The organism is Alcaligenes sp. LTN-3 (assembly GCF_059735605.1).
In genome coordinates, this window is the sequence record NZ_JCAPDN010000004.1 from 319,172 (window position 1) to 332,513 (window position 13,342).

At 57.6% G+C, this 13,342-nt stretch carries 14 protein-coding genes; 9 read left to right on the top strand and 5 right to left on the bottom strand.

Annotation, left to right across the window (positions count from 1 at the left end; genetic code table 11):
- Window positions 1–164 precede the first annotated feature (164 nt).
- Window positions 165–1,493: a signal recognition particle-docking protein FtsY gene (gene ftsY / locus AC6I6N_RS17870; protein ID WP_497943709.1), complete on the top strand. Its 1,329-nt coding sequence runs from the start codon at window positions 165–167 to the stop codon at window positions 1,491–1,493.
- Window positions 1,494–1,629: 136 nt separating this feature from the next.
- Here the strand turns inward: ftsY and AC6I6N_RS17875 are convergent, their stop codons facing one another.
- Window positions 1,630–3,159, bottom strand: a complete 1,530-nt coding sequence (locus tag AC6I6N_RS17875) for a CYTH and CHAD domain-containing protein (protein ID WP_497943701.1) — start codon at window positions 3,157–3,159, stop codon at window positions 1,630–1,632.
- Window positions 3,160–3,266: 107 nt separating this feature from the next.
- Window positions 3,267–4,106, bottom strand: a complete 840-nt coding sequence (locus AC6I6N_RS17880) for an IclR family transcriptional regulator (RefSeq protein WP_094197596.1) — start codon at window positions 4,104–4,106, stop codon at window positions 3,267–3,269.
- A gap of 115 nt (window positions 4,107–4,221) precedes the next feature.
- On the opposite strand from AC6I6N_RS17880, the gene ribBA reads away from it, so the two are divergent.
- Genes ribBA through AC6I6N_RS17910 form a run of 6 tightly spaced genes read left to right on the top strand, consistent with a single transcriptional unit; the run spans window position 4,222 to window position 8,400 of the window.
- A complete protein-coding gene (gene ribBA, locus AC6I6N_RS17885; protein WP_108728631.1) occupies window positions 4,222–5,388 on the top strand; it encodes a bifunctional 3,4-dihydroxy-2-butanone-4-phosphate synthase/GTP cyclohydrolase II in 1,167 nt (388 codons plus the stop codon).
- Window positions 5,389–5,402: 14 nt separating this feature from the next.
- Window positions 5,403–5,921 (top strand): 6,7-dimethyl-8-ribityllumazine synthase, encoded by a 519-nt coding sequence (gene ribH / locus AC6I6N_RS17890; RefSeq protein ID WP_094197594.1) that lies wholly within the window; start codon window positions 5,403–5,405, stop codon window positions 5,919–5,921.
- A complete protein-coding gene (gene nusB, locus AC6I6N_RS17895) occupies window positions 5,875–6,390 on the top strand; it encodes a transcription antitermination factor NusB (protein WP_042488795.1) in 516 nt (171 codons plus the stop codon). Before ribH ends, nusB begins: the two co-directional genes overlap by 47 nt.
- Window positions 6,391–6,403: 13 nt before the next feature.
- Window positions 6,404–7,366 (top strand): thiamine-phosphate kinase, encoded by a 963-nt coding sequence (thiL, locus tag AC6I6N_RS17900; protein ID WP_108728632.1) that lies wholly within the window; start codon window positions 6,404–6,406, stop codon window positions 7,364–7,366.
- A 9-nt stretch (window positions 7,367–7,375) separates the two neighbouring features.
- The gene (locus tag AC6I6N_RS17905; RefSeq protein ID WP_094197592.1) at window positions 7,376–7,897 is read left to right on the top strand and encodes a phosphatidylglycerophosphatase A family protein; all 522 of its coding nucleotides are present in this window, start codon (window positions 7,376–7,378) and stop codon (window positions 7,895–7,897) included.
- Window positions 7,894–8,400, top strand: coding sequence for a CinA family protein (locus tag AC6I6N_RS17910; RefSeq protein WP_094197591.1), 507 nt, complete (start codon window positions 7,894–7,896; stop codon window positions 8,398–8,400). The genes AC6I6N_RS17905 and AC6I6N_RS17910 overlap by 4 nt, the downstream gene beginning before the upstream one ends.
- Window positions 8,401–8,402: 2 nt before the next feature.
- Here AC6I6N_RS17910 and AC6I6N_RS17915 read toward each other — a convergent pair whose 3' ends face one another.
- The gene (locus AC6I6N_RS17915; RefSeq protein ID WP_346548989.1) at window positions 8,403–9,203 is read right to left on the bottom strand and encodes an IclR family transcriptional regulator domain-containing protein; all 801 of its coding nucleotides are present in this window, start codon (window positions 9,201–9,203) and stop codon (window positions 8,403–8,405) included.
- Between the two features lie 149 nt (window positions 9,204–9,352).
- Here AC6I6N_RS17915 and AC6I6N_RS17920 point away from each other — a divergent pair, with 149 nt between their 5' ends.
- Both AC6I6N_RS17920 and AC6I6N_RS17925 read left to right on the top strand, forming a co-directional pair.
- Window positions 9,353–10,339: a Bug family tripartite tricarboxylate transporter substrate binding protein gene (locus tag AC6I6N_RS17920; protein WP_094197589.1), complete on the top strand. Its 987-nt coding sequence runs from the start codon at window positions 9,353–9,355 to the stop codon at window positions 10,337–10,339.
- A gap of 25 nt (window positions 10,340–10,364) precedes the next feature.
- Window positions 10,365–11,612, top strand: a complete 1,248-nt coding sequence (locus AC6I6N_RS17925; RefSeq protein WP_238988620.1) for a CaiB/BaiF CoA transferase family protein — start codon at window positions 10,365–10,367, stop codon at window positions 11,610–11,612.
- A gap of 398 nt (window positions 11,613–12,010) precedes the next feature.
- On the opposite strand, the gene pyrF is transcribed toward AC6I6N_RS17925, so the two are convergent.
- Both pyrF and AC6I6N_RS17935 read right to left on the bottom strand, forming a co-directional pair.
- Window positions 12,011–12,838 carry an orotidine-5'-phosphate decarboxylase gene (gene pyrF / locus AC6I6N_RS17930; protein ID WP_094197587.1) on the bottom strand — a complete coding sequence of 276 codons (828 nt, stop codon included), beginning with the start codon at window positions 12,836–12,838 and terminating at the stop codon, window positions 12,011–12,013.
- A gap of 5 nt (window positions 12,839–12,843) precedes the next feature.
- Complete coding sequence (locus tag AC6I6N_RS17935) at window positions 12,844–13,227, bottom strand: diacylglycerol kinase (protein ID WP_094197586.1); 384 nt, start codon at window positions 13,225–13,227, stop codon at window positions 12,844–12,846.
- Window positions 13,228–13,342 lie beyond the last annotated feature (115 nt).

Sequence of the window (13,342 nt, forward strand, 5' to 3'; positions counted from 1 at the left end):
TTTCTAGTGTAAATCGTATGTTCAGTTTTTTTAAAAGAAAGAAGGCCAAGCCAGAGCCACAAGTCACTCAAACGGAGCTGACCGAGCCGCTTTCTCCTGCTCAGCCCGAGGCTGACGCATCCCCTGCAGTATCGCAGGAGCAAACTACGCCGATTCAAACGCCGGTGGCCCCGCCTGCTGTGGTGTTGGATAGTCAGGCTGAACATCGCGCTGCGTCCGAGTCTACGCCCACGCAGCCAGCGGTGCCACAACCGGCCCCGGCCAGTGTCCCGATGCCCGAGCCTGCGCGTGTCTATGAGCCGGACGGTCAGCCCGTACCCGAACCTGTTCGTACCCCTGAGCCGGAAGTGCCGCCGGTTCCAGAGCCAAGCCGTGCTCCGGAACCCGAAGTTGTGCCGGTGCCTGAGCCCGAGGTGCAACCGATTCCTGAGCCAGAGCCGCAGCCAGAACCTGAGGTGCAGCCGATTCCTGAACCGGTGCCGCCGCCAGAGCCAGAGATTGTTCCTGTTCCTGCCCCACAGCCCGAGCCAGGACCTGCTCCTGCCCCAGAGCCAGAGGCCGCCGCTCCAGTGGTGAAAACCTCCTGGATGTCTCGCCTGAAACAGGGTTTGTCGCGCACAGGTCAAAGCCTGAGCAGCCTGTTTGTCGGTGCCAAGGTTGATGAATCGCTGTTCGAGGAACTGGAAGACGCCTTGCTGATGGCGGACGCGGGAGTCGAGGCGACCGAGAAACTGATTACCGCTTTGCGCGCCCGTGTTCGCAAGGAAAAAGTCAGTGATGCGGCCCAGGTCAAACAGATCCTGTGCGATATTCTGACTGATCACTTGAAGCCCTTGGAGAAATCCTTTCCTTTGGAGTCGAGCAAGCCGCTGGTTGTCATGATTGCCGGGGTGAACGGTGCAGGTAAAACCACGTCTATCGGCAAGTTGGCGCACACCTTCCAGGAGCAGGGCGCAAAAGTCCTGTTGGCTGCTGGTGATACTTTCCGGGCTGCCGCTCGTGAACAACTGATTGAGTGGGGCACCCGCAATAATGTCAGCGTTATTGCCCAAGACGGTGGTGACCCGGCTGCAGTGGCTTTTGATGCGGTACATGCAGGCCGCGCCCGTGATATGGGGGTGGTCATGGTGGATACCGCCGGTCGCTTGCCGACCCAACTGCACCTGATGGAAGAGCTCAAGAAGATCAAGCGTGTCATCGGCAAGGCTGATGGTCAGGCTCCCCATGAGATTTTGTTGGTTGTAGATGGCAACACTGGCCAGAATGCCATTTCCCAGATTCGCGCATTTGATGCCGCGTTGGGTTTGACGGGTTTGGTTGTGACCAAGCTGGACGGTACGGCCAAAGGCGGGACGCTGGCTGCCGTTGCCGCCTGTGCGCAAGGCGTACGTCCTATTCCGGTCTACTGGATTGGCGTGGGCGAGGGCATGCAGGATCTGCAGGCGTTTGTGGCCCGTGAATTTGCGTCGGCCTTGTTGGGTATGAACGCTTAAGCCAAGTTTGGCTGCACAAAAAAACCGGCGATGTCTCTAAAGGCATCGCCGGTTTTTTATGGTTGGACTGTCCAAGGGGACAAGTGCCACCTGGTGGGCCCCAAAGGCTCAGGGGGCCGTTTAGTGGCCTGGCGGTTTAGCGTCGTAGCAGTTCAATTTGTGGTTGATGCTGATCCAAGGCATTGAGCGCATGCTGGGCATGGGCGGCACGTCCTTGGCGGGCATGGGTCAGCCAGTCTCGTGCGAACTGGGCTTGCTCGGGGTTGGCCGCATGTTGGGCATACCAGTCCAGGGCCACGTCCACGTCGGTCACTGCACCAATCAAGGCCTGACATTCGCGTAGCACTTTGTGCAGCCCCTGTTTGTCGGCTGCGCTGGGCAAGAACTCCAGGCAGTAGCGCAGGCTCTTGATCCGGTTGCGCAAACGATGTTGCTTGTCCTGACTGATCTGCGCAAAGCGCTGGCTGCGTAGTTGAATCGTTTGAAACCAGCGGCTGATACGCGCTTCCACCAGATGTTCGGGCTGGGCCACACCATTGAGTTCCAGCGTGGGGCCACAGATCAGGCTTTGCAGATTACTCAATAGCAAGGATTGGAACTCGGCAGCGCTGGCCAATTGCACAGGGTCATGCTCCAGGTGGGCCGGAATGGGTTCGGGAGCCGGGCCAGGCATGCCTGCTTGCAGCAGCAAGGGGGTAATTTCCAGGTGCACCAGGTCGTGGTCACGCGCCTGGCCAAACAAGCCGAAATAATGCGTCAGACGGGTATTGGCGTAGCCTTCGCTGGCCGACAGCCACATTTTGAACAACTTGCGGCAGGAGCGCAGGCGGCGCAGGCCCACGCGCATCAAGGCCAGATAGTCGGCCTGGCGGGAGGAGTCTGGGCGTATGCCATCCACGCCCGCCAGCAAAGCCGCATTGCGAATGACCTGCTCCAGGCTCATGGTGGCGCTCAGGCTGTAGAACTGTTCCAGCTCTTCGGTGTCGACAAAATGCGGTTTGGGTAAATCGTAGGCTTTGCGCGTCAAGGCGGCAGCAACCTGCTCGGGTGACAGGTCCAGGCTTTCGGATTTGGCCCGCCGGCGATCCACTAGGCTGGCCAGTGCATCGCCGCGCTCGGACTTGCTGCGCATCTCCAGAATCAGGCCATGCTTGTACAGCCAGCGCTGGCCGACTTCAAACATGGTCAGGCTCTCGCCGCGAATCAGCTCAATTTCCAGCTCGTTGACCTGTAGTGTCAAGCCATTGGATTCGATGTGGCCTACGTCATAGGCCAGCTCCAGCTCCGACTGTCCCTGCTTGATCAGGGCCAGTTCGCGCTGGATTCGGGTTTGATAGCGGGCTTGAATCTGATCCGCGTAGCGGGACAGTGCTGTATGGGCAGGCGTGTCCTGATACAGGCTCAGATCCAGCTTCGGGCCTGGGCGGGGATGATTGAGTTCAATGCGGGACAGGGTGTCAGGACCGGGCAGCTTGACGGTTTGAACCCATTTCTCGCCTTCCTTGCGCAGTCGCAGGGCGATACTTGAGCGCGCCAAATCGCGTTCGGGCGTGTCAAAGTAAATGGCATTTAAGGTAATGCTTCCCGTGCGTACCGCGTCAAGGGCGGTCAATAAACCGGGACGGGCACTCTCGGGTACAAAAAATTTCAGTTCTTGTTCTAGCACAGCATCGCACTCGAGAAATCGCCCACAACAGGTGGGCGGATAAAACAATTATTTTGCATGTAAACCCGCCAAACTTGAAGTAGCGACACCCCTATAAGTGTGTGCAGTCATGTCAAGTTTGATAAAGGCGGAGTGCCCAGCGGTTCGCGCCAGCCCAATTGATGCGAAATGCTGTTGGCGCACTGGCGCAATTGGGCCAGGATGGGGCTGTCGATACTGGCATCAAACAGCGTGCTGGGCCCCAGACTGGTCAAGGCCAGCACAATCTGGCCAGAGTGATCGAACACGGGGACGGACAGGGCATCGATACCGGGAAGGGGGTTGCCCAGTGCCTGGGCCACACCTTGCTCGCGGATTTTTTCCAGCATGGCCGCCAGCTCGTTGGGGCTGGGGCGCAGCGGGCTGATGCTGGTGACAACGGCACTGTCGCCCGCTTCGCGCTCAATGTAGTGGCGCGCCACTTCCGGGGGGAGCCAGGCAGCAAAGACGTGGCCGGTCGCCGTATGCAACATGGACATCACCGTGCCGCAGCGCATGTTCACATGGACCGGATAGCTGGCCTCGCTGATATGAACCATGGTGGGGCCGTGTGAGCCCAGCACCGCCAAACCCAATGTATGCCCAATGCGCGAGGCCCAGGCCTGAACCAGGGGCAGGGCAATCTTGACCGGGTTCTGGCTTTGCAGGCTGACCAAACCCATCTGCAAGGCAAAAGGCCCCAGCTCGTACAGCCCGGTCGCCGGAGCCTGCTGTACCAGTCCTACGTTGGTAAAGCTGACCAGATAAGGGTGGGCTTTGGCCGAGCTCATTCCCGCTTGCGTGGCCAGATCACGTAGCATCATGGGTTGTCCGCTGTCCACCAGCACTTTCAACAGGCCAAAGCCCGTTTCAATGGATTGAATACGGCGACGTTTTTCGTCCAGCGCAGGCAAAATGGGGTCGGTCATAGGGGTTTGGGGCGGTTTGACACGGTCTTTAAGTGTACCGACTAATGAAGCTGCCCGCCGGGGCCCGGGTGTCGTAAAATGGCCTTAATTATTATCTGTCTGAGCAAAGAGCACGATGAATCAAGAAATTCAGTCCGACGCTGGTCAACTGGGCACCAGTCCAATCGCTCCCGTTCCAGAGATTGTGGAAGAGCTGCGCGCAGGGCGCATGGTTATTCTGGTTGACGAAGAGGACCGTGAAAATGAAGGCGACCTGGTCATGGCTGCCGAGTTCGTGAATGCTGAAGCGATCAACTTCATGGTGACGCATGGCCGCGGTCTGGTTTGCCTGACCCTGACCGAAGAGCGGTGCCGCCAACTGGATTTGCCTTTGATGGCCACCCGCAACGGCACGCGTTTTGGCACCAACTTCACGGTGTCGATTGAAGCGGCTGAGGGCGTGGAAACCGGTATTTCCGCTGCTGACCGCGCCCGCACCGTGCAAGCGGCTGTGGCCCGGGATGCGCGCCCAATTGATCTGGTGCAGCCCGGTCACATTTTTCCGTTGAAGGCGGCCAAAGGTGGCGTGCTGGTGCGTGCCGGTCATACCGAAGCGGGTTGTGACTTGACGGCGATGGCGGGTTTGACTCCGGCCGCTGTTATCTGCGAAGTGCTCAATCCAGACGGAACCATGGCACGCTTGCCGGATTTGCTGGTGTTTGCTCGCGAGCATGGCATCAAGGTTGGCACCATTGCAGACCTGATTCAGTACCGTAGCGAACACGAGTCCATGATCGAGCGTTTGCACAAAAAACCCGTAAAAACGCCTTATGGCGAATTTGAGTGCCATGCCTACCGCGACCTGTCTTCCGGTGGTTTGCACCTGGCATTGGTTCACGGTGAAATCAGCCCGGACGTGGAAACTCTGGTCCGTGTGCATGAACCGACTACCGTGCTGGATGTCTTGATCGAGGGCGATGTGGGCCACAGTTGGACCTTGCCAGTGGCTTTGCGTACCGTAGCCACATCCGACAGCGGTGTTGTGTTGTTGATGAATTGTCAGAACTCCGAAGAAGAGAGTTTTGAGCAGATTCAGGCTTGGGGTGCAGACAGTCCGGCCCAGGCGCCACGCGGTCGTCCTAGCCGCAATGATTTGCGCACGTATGGAATTGGTGCACAAATTTTGCGTGACCTCAATGTCGGCAAAGCCCGTTTGATGTCGCGACCACGTAAAATGCCAAGCATGGCCGGGTTTGCATTGACCGTGACGGGTTACCATAGCGAACCAGATTCTCAATCCTAAGCGGAGCTTCCAACATGAATCCTTACATTGTTACCCCTGACCTGAATGGGGAAGGTCTGCACATTGGTATTGTGCGTGCACGTTTCAACGAGTCTATCGGCCTGGCCGAGTTGGAAGCCTGCCTCAAAGAGCTGGAGGCTCTGGGCGTGGACGAGCGCGACGTGACTGTTCTGTCCGTACCTGGCGCGCTGGAATTGGGCATCACCCTGGGCCAGATGGCTGAAACCGGCGAGTTCGATGCTCTGATCGCTCTGGGTGCCGTTATCCGCGGTGATACCTACCATTTTGAAGTGGTCAGCAATGAAAGCGCTTCGGCCATTACTCAGGTCTCCCTGGCAACCGGTATTCCTGTTGCCAACGGTGTACTGACCACCAACACAGATGAACAAGCCGAAGTTCGCGCTGCTGAGAAAGGTCGCGATTGCGCCCGTACAGCGGTCGAGCTGGGCAATCTTATCGCCGTCCTCGAACCCGAGCTGGACGACGATGAGGACGAAGATTACGAGGACGAAGATCTTGACGACGACAAATAAAGTCCCGGCCAGTAAGGCCAACGGACGATCCGCGCGCCGCCGCTCGCGCGAATTTGCCCTGCAGGGCATCTACTCCTGGCTTTTGCGAGGCGCGGATGGCCTGCAGGAAGCCACCTCCATCGACGCCCATATTCGGGGCGACGAGGAGTTTGGCGAAGCCGATGCAGCCTGGTTCAAAACCTTGCTGTTTGGTGTGATGCGCGAAGCTCCTGTGCTGCGCGAACGTTTTTTGCCTTATGTTGATCGTCCTTTGGAAGAACTCTCTCCCATCGAACATGGCATCTTGCTCATTGGCAGTTACGAACTGGTGCATCACGTTGAAGTGCCTTACCGTGTTGCCATTAACGAAGCTGTCGAGCTGGCCAAGTCCTTCGGCGGTACTGATGGCTTCAAATTCGTGAACGGCGTGCTGGACAAGCTGGCCGCCGACGTACGCGCCCCCGAAGTTGCCAAGCAGGCCCGCCGCTAAAACGGGGCGTGCCGTGCTGAACGAGTTCGGTCTTATCCAGCAGTATTTCAATCGTCCTGCTCCCGAAGGCTATTTGGGAGTGGGCGATGATTGCGCCCTTTTTACGCCTACACCCGGCTGGCAACTGGCCAGCAGCGTCGATCTTCTGATCGAAGGGCAACATTTCTTTGCCGATGTGGACCCCTTTTTGTTGGGACACAAGGCGCTGGCCGTGAATCTGTCGGATCTGGGCGCCATGGGGGCCAAACCACGAGCCTGTCTATTGGCCCTGTCCCTGCCCGAAGTCCGGCCTGAATGGCTGCAAGCATTTTCCCAAGGTTTGTTCCAACTGGCCGATCAGGCGCATTGCCCCTTGATTGGTGGTGATACCACGCGCAGCAAGCAAGGGGTGGTGATCAGTATTACGGTGCTGGGTGAGGTCCGGGCGGGGCAGGCTTTGCAACGCAGCGCCGCCCAGCCCGGTGACGATATCTGGTTGACGGGGACGCTGGGGGCGGCAGACATTGCCTTGCGGCTTTTGCAAGGACGCCTGGCCACTGACCCCGATCGCCTGGCTGCCAGCCGCCCAGCGTTGGAACAACCTTGGCCGCCGTATCGCCTGGGGCATGCCCTGGCAGGTTTGGCCCATGCCGCCATTGATGTGTCTGATGGCCTGGTCCAGGATCTGGGTCATATCGCCAAAGCCAGTCAATGCGCCGCCCATCTGGATTGGAACGCTTTGCCGCTGGACTCATCCCTGAAGGGCTTGCCTGCTGATTTGCAACGTGAAGCGGTTCTGGTTGGCGGCGACGTTTTTCAGTTGTGTTTCACCGCAGAACCCCTACATCGGGAATCCATCATGGCGCTGGCCCTGCGCGAAGGCGTGCCGCTCAGCCGTATCGGCTCCATGCACGCCGGTAGCGGGGTGTATGTGCGTGATCAACAGGGTTTGCATCCTGCCCCTGCCCAGGGCGGTTTCGATCATTTTGGTGGCTGAGTCTGTGTCATGAGCACATTTCCTGATCCTTCCTTGAATCCGATTCAACGTCCTACCCTGGATTGGGTGGTGAAAAAGCCTTGGCGCTTGATCGCCTTCGGTGGTGGCACTGGCGTGTTGCGCCCAGGGCCGGGTACCTGGGGCACGGTACTGGCCTGGGTCTTGTGGGTCTTGGGTCTGCATGTGCTGACCGACACGCAAATGGCTATTTTCTTGCCGGTCTCCTTTTTCATTGGTTGCTGGGCTTGCCACCGCACAGGCTACGACCTGGGCGTGTCTGATCACAGCGGCATGAACTGGGATGAGATGGTGGCCTTCTGGCTGGTGTTGTGGCTGATTCCGCAGACCTGGCTGGCACAGGGCATCGCATTCGTGTTATTTCGTTTTTTTGATATTCTCAAACCTGCGCCGATTCGCTATTTTGATCGTCGTCTGCATAATGGGTTTGGCGTTATGTGGGATGATCTTCTGGCGGCAGGCTACACCTTGTTGCTGATGGCTGTCTTGGTACGTTTTGGAGTTTTCTCATGAGCGATTACGAGCACGGCAATGCTGCCCTGGCCCTGGGGCAAGCCCTTAAAGATCGCGGCTGGATGGTCGCCTGCGCCGAGTCATGTACCGGTGGCCTGCTGGCTGCTGCCTTGACGGACTTGCCCGGCTCCAGCGCCTGGTTTGAGCGCGGTCTGGTCACGTACAGCAACAAGGCCAAGGTTCAGGAGCTGGGCGTGAATCAGGACACCCTGGATCGATTTGGGGCAGTCAGCGAAGAAACCGCCATGGAAATGGCGGCGGGTGCGCTGGAAGCTACCGCAGATGCCGAGTTGGCTATTTCCACGACCGGCATTGCCGGCCCGGACGGAGCCACGCCAGGCAAGCCGGTTGGTCTGGTGTGCTTTGGTTTTGCGCAGCGCCGTGGCGATGGCATTGTGACCCGCGCCTCTGCCCGTATCTTTGACGGTGATCGTGCTCAAATTCGTCAGCAGGCTGTGGAATACGCTTTGACCAGTGCGCTGACCATGCTCAATCCGGCCTGATCTTAGGCCGGTAACATCAAACCCAGCTGCCGGGCGCTCGAACGCAGTTCGGGCAGGCAGCGCCGGATCAACTGTTCTTCAGTGTCCTGCCAGTCTTTGATACTGATGCTCATCCCCGCGACAACACGTCCGCTGGCACTGCGCACGGGTACGCCAATTGCCGTCAAACCCAGCTCCAGCTCTTCCTTGATCAAGGAATAATCCTTTTCCTGCACCTGTTTCAATTCGCGCAGCAAAGCCTCGCGAGTATGGGCGGTGTATTGCGTCATGATCTTGAAAGGTGCCAGCTCCAGGTAAGCATCCAGTTTGCTGGATGGCAACTGCGACAGCAGCATCCGCCCGATCGAGGTGCAGTGGGCAGGTAAACGGCTTCCCAAGCCCAGAGACACGGTTAGTACGCGCTGCCGTTGTGCGCGTGCCAGATACAGAATCTCGTCCCCGTCCAGCAAGGCCAGCGCACAGGTTTCACCAACACGATCACTTAAATCGTCCAGTATGGGTTGCGCCAGGCTGACGATGGAGGTCGAGGAAAAATAGGCATGGCCCAATTGCAAAATTGCCGGACGCAGTTTCCAGAACGCGCCTTCCTGCTCTGCATAACCCAGGGCTTGCAAAGTGTAGAGGCAGCGTTGCACCACTGCTCGCGCCAGGCCGGTTTTCAGGGCAATTTCTGCGGCCCGCAATGGCCGCCTTCTATCTGAAAACGCCGTAATCACCTGCAGGCCACGGGCTAGCGACTGCATATAGTCCGGGTCGCCTTTGTAGTTGTCGGCGGGGGGAATTGTCTCTTTGTTGATGGTCATTGCGTGATAGGGGGCAAGATTCAGTTTTGTTCGATTAGCGAACCAAACGGAATTTATAAGAATTATCGATGATAAATTGTAAAAAAAACAAGACTTAGCAATTAAATAATCAAGTTCGATTATCGAACAAAATAAGTTTGGAGAGATTCATGAATAAAGTCCTAGCCCGTAAAGTGGCTCCTTTGCTAACCGGCATGGGTTTGTTGTTTTGTTCTTTGGGAGCGCAGGCCGCGTACCCGGACAAGCCTATTCGTCTGGTTGTGCCCTTTACACCGGGCGGCGTGACGGACGTGATTGCCCGAGGTGTCGCCAAGGAAATGTCCAAAGATCTGGGCCAGACCATCGTTGTGGAGAACAAGCCCGGTGCCAGCGGCATTATTGCGACGGACTTCGTTGCAAAATCTGCCCCCGATGGTTATACCGTCTTGCTGGCCGCTGTTGGTCAGGCCGTCGTGAACAACCACCTCTACAAGAAACTGCCTTACGATCCAGCGCAGGATCTGACGGCTGTTTCCCTGGTGGCCGAAGGACAGAACGTGTTGGTGGTCAATGCTCAGCAAAGCCCCTTTAAGACAGGTGAAGAGCTGATCAACTACGCTCGCTCCAAGCCTGAAGAGCTGACTTACGCCTCCTTTGGTAACGGCTCTTCCTCGCACTTGTCGGCAGCCGCCTTTACCACGATGGCCAATATCGATGTTATCCATGCTCCCTACCGTGGCAGTGCACCTGCCATGACCGATTTGCTGGGTGGCCATATCTCCTTCATGTTCGATAGCATGGGTACGGCGATTACACATATCAAGGCCAATACCGTGCGCCCCTTGGCCGTGTCAGGCCCGGAGCGTTCTTCCTTGTTGCCAGAGGTGCCCACCTTTGCCGAGCTGGGTCTGAATCAGGGCTATAACGTGACGGCCTGGTTTGGTTTCCATGTCAGTAGTGGCACGCCTCCTGAAATCGTCGAGCGCCTGAGCCAGTCCATGAGAACGGTCAGTGAGAACACCGAGTTTGTTGAAGGCTTCCGTCGTCAGGGCGTGGATATCCTTTCCTCCACCCCTGCTGAGTATGCCGAGTTCCTGCGTCAGGAAGACGAAAAGTTGGGCAGCCTGATCAAGCAGGCCAATATCACGCTGGACTAATCGTTTTTGAATGGAGCACTGTAACGTGAGCGATCAGCACGTCTCGCAGGCAATACGTCCTGCCCCTTTGGATGGCATCCGGGTTCTGGATCTGACACGCATTCTGGCTGGCCCATGGTGCACGCAGAACCTGGCTGATCTGGGGGCGAATGTCTACAAGATAGAGCGGCCCGAAACTGGCGACGATACGCGCGCCTGGGGCCCGCCCTTTTTGCAGACACCGGATAAGGAGGATACGGCTGAGGCGGCCTACTACCTGTCGGCCAACCGTAACAAGCAGTCGATCAGCCTGGATATTGCCAGTCAGGAGGGCGCGGATGTGGTGCGTGCCATGGCACGGGAATGCGACATCCTGGTCGAGAACTTCAAGGTGGGTGGTCTGGCCAAATATGGCCTGGACTATGCCAGCCTGAAAGCGATCAACCCGCGTCTGATCTATTGCTCGATTACCGGCTTTGGCCAGACCGGCCCTTATGCCGAACGTCCGGGTTATGACTTCATGATCCAGGCCATGGGTGGGATGATGAGCCTGACCGGAGAGCGTGATGACAAGCCCGGTGGTGGCCCTCAGAAAGCGGGGGTCGCTGTCGCGGACTTGATGACGGGTATGTATGCCACCAGCAGCATTCTGGCCGCCTTGTTTGAACGCTCACGCAGCGGCTTGGGGCAGCATATCGACATTGCCTTGCTGGACTGTCAGGTTGCCATGTTGGCTAACCAGAATATGAACTATCTGGTGAGCGGGCAGGCCCCGAAGCGGGCTGGTAATGCGCATCAGAACCTGGTGCCCTATCAGGTGTTCCCAACGAAAGATGGCCACATCATTGTGGCTATCGGCAATAATCGGCAGTTCGCGGCTTACTGCGAAGCGATTGGCCATCCGGAAGTCGTGGAGGACGAACGTTTCCGTATCAACAGCCAGCGGGTCAAGCACCGGGATGAGCTAGAGCAGATCCTGAGCGCCGCGATGCAAAAGCATCCTAGTGCGTATTGGTTGGAAGCCCTGGACAAGATTGGCGTACCAGCCGGGCCTATCAATGACCTGCATGGGGTGTTCTCGCATCCGCAGGTTCAGGCCCGGAATATGCGTATCGAGCTGGCTCACAGCCAGGCGGGCAAGGTCAGCATGACGGCCAGCCCCATGCGTTTTTCAGATAGCCCAGTGTCTTACCGCATGGCTCCGCCGCAATTGGGTGAGCATACCGAGCAGGCTCTGCAGAGTGTATTGGGGGCCGATAGCCCGGAGCTGAAGCAGTGGCGCGACCGGAACTAGGCTTGAGCTCAGCTTAAAAGCCAAAACTCTCATCAGAATTGGAACCTGTGCCAGAGCCGAAGTAGGGGCCTGGTTTAGTGTTTAGGCTTGTGGCTGGAGCAGTGTCGGATCGATACTCTCGTTCGGCAGCTTGAAATACAGCTCAGACCCGAGACCAGGGCTGGTAGCTTAGCAGGGGCTGAACTTGTTTCTTGTGTTTAAGCTTCAGACTGAGCCCGAGCCGGATTTATGGTTCGTAGCTTAATAAAAAGCCCTGCTCATTTGGGATTGAATCCAAGTGAGCGGGGCTTTCTTGTCTCTACACTAACTGCTGTCGCTGTCGCTGTCGCTGTCGCTGTCGCTGTCGCTGTCGCTGTCGCTGCCTCCGAACTTATTGAGCAAGCAGGAAGGGCCAGGAATTACCGTTTCTTGTTGCGCGCGTCATTAATGGCATTGCGCGTGGCAATCGCCGCTGCTTGAGCCGCATCACGCCAGTCATCCCCACGGCTGGCGTACAGAATGGCGCGCGACGAGTTGATCATCATGCCGTTACCTTGGGAGTCCATACCAGCAGCAACGGTTGCGTCCACATCGCCACCCTGGGCACCAATGCCGGGCACCAGCAAAGGCATATCGCCAATACGGGCACGCACCTTGCCGATTTCGTCGGGGAAGGTGGCGCCCACGACCAAAGCACATTGACCATTCGTATTCCACTTTTCTGCCACCAGGCTGGCCACGTGCAAGTACAGCGGGGTACCGTCAGCCATTTCCATGAATTGCAGGTCTGAGCCGCCGGGGTTGGAAGTGCGGCACAACACGATCACGCCTTTGTCCTTGTGCTCCAGGTAGGGCTCTACCGAGTCAAAGCCCATGTAGGGGCTGACGGTGACGGCATCAGCGCGATAGCGCTCAAAGGCTTCGCGTGCGTATTGTTCGGCGGTCGACCCCACGTCCCCACGCTTGGCATCGAGCACGATGGGCAGATGAGGGTAGCGACTGCGAATGTAGTCGCACAGATCTTGCAACTGATCCTCGGCACCCTGAGCGGCAAAGTAGGCGATCTGGGGTTTGATGCCACAGGTGTAGTCGGCGGTGACGTCCACAATCGCTTTGCAGAACTCATAAATCGCGCCGGGTTTGCTGGCCAATTCCAAAGGCAAGCGGGCAGGGTCTGGGTCCAGACCCACCATCAACATGGATTGGTTGTCCGTCCAGGCACGGTTCAGTTTTTCTATGAATGTCATGGGAATCAGGAAAGTAAACGGCTATACAAAAAGCTGAGCCAGACGGCACCAGCAAAAATAAGGGACAGCAGCACGGCAGCACTGGCCAGATCCTTGGCCCGCCCGATCAAGGGGTGGTGCTCCAGGGTAATCGTATCGGCCAGGGCCTCCAGGGCCGAGTTCAGCAGCTCCACCACCAGCACAAAGACCAGTGCGCCCAGCAAGACCAGAATTTCCGCCGGGGTTTGCCCCAGCCAGAATGCCAGTGGCGTCAGGATGACAGCCAAGGCCAGTTCCTGGCGAAAGGCAGCCTCATGGCGCAGGGCTGCGGCCAGACCCTGGCTGGAGTAGCGCAAGGCATTGAACAGGCGGCCCAAACCACCTTTGCTTTTGAATGGAGAGTCTGACATGAAGGAAACAGCAGATTGAAGTGCCCTGATTATAGGGGTTTGCTTGGACGAAAAAAAACCGGATGGAAAAATCCATCCGGTTTTTGTACTAAAAGCGTGGCGATCAGGGCAGAAG

Excerpts from the sequence above, each read along its gene's own strand:
- AC6I6N_RS17880 (WP_094197596.1), bottom strand. The coding sequence starts at position 4,106 with ATGACCGACCCCATTTTGCCTGCGCTGGACGAAAAACGTCGCCGTATT.
- ribBA (WP_108728631.1), top strand. The coding sequence starts at position 4,222 with ATGAATCAAGAAATTCAGTCCGACGCTGGTCAACTGGGCACCAGTCCA.
- ribH (WP_094197594.1), top strand. The coding sequence starts at position 5,403 with ATGAATCCTTACATTGTTACCCCTGACCTGAATGGGGAAGGTCTGCAC.
- nusB (WP_042488795.1), top strand. The coding sequence starts at position 5,875 with ATGAGGACGAAGATTACGAGGACGAAGATCTTGACGACGACAAATAAA.
- AC6I6N_RS17905 (WP_094197592.1), top strand. The coding sequence starts at position 7,376 with ATGAGCACATTTCCTGATCCTTCCTTGAATCCGATTCAACGTCCTACC.
- AC6I6N_RS17910 (WP_094197591.1), top strand. The coding sequence starts at position 7,894 with ATGAGCGATTACGAGCACGGCAATGCTGCCCTGGCCCTGGGGCAAGCC.
- AC6I6N_RS17915 (WP_346548989.1), bottom strand. The coding sequence starts at position 9,203 with ATGACCATCAACAAAGAGACAATTCCCCCCGCCGACAACTACAAAGGC.
- AC6I6N_RS17920 (WP_094197589.1), top strand. The coding sequence starts at position 9,353 with ATGAATAAAGTCCTAGCCCGTAAAGTGGCTCCTTTGCTAACCGGCATG.
- pyrF (WP_094197587.1), bottom strand. The coding sequence starts at position 12,838 with ATGACATTCATAGAAAAACTGAACCGTGCCTGGACGGACAACCAATCC.
- AC6I6N_RS17935 (WP_094197586.1), bottom strand. The coding sequence starts at position 13,227 with ATGTCAGACTCTCCATTCAAAAGCAAAGGTGGTTTGGGCCGCCTGTTC.